We start from the raw sequence: 251 nt of genomic DNA, 5'->3' as shown, positions 1-251 counted from the left end.
GAAGGAACGTTTAAGACTAAGACGTTGATAGGCTGGGTGTGTAAGTGCAGCGATGCATTGAGCTAACCAGTACTAATGATCCGTGAGGCTTAACCTTACAACACCGAAGGTGTTTTAGAGACGAAGAGATTTTCAGCGAAGTTCCGAGATTGGTTCTGATGGCGACACGAGAGTGAAGCGGTTGGAATGAAACGAATTTGCCTGGCGGCAATAGCGCGGTGGTCCCACCTGACCCCATGCCGAACTCAGAA

Annotated in this window: 1 rRNA gene; it reads left to right on the top strand. The window is 49.4% G+C overall.

The features are described 5' to 3' along the window. A 23S ribosomal RNA gene (locus ACK3CV_RS25480) occupies window positions 1-97 on the top strand; the annotation flags it as partial. Window positions 98-251: the final 154 nt, after the last annotated feature.

It is taken from the genome of Serratia sp. TSO36 (assembly GCF_057808395.1).
Note: the sequence above shows the minus strand (reverse complement) of the source record. Positions and strands in the feature narration are given on the sequence as shown.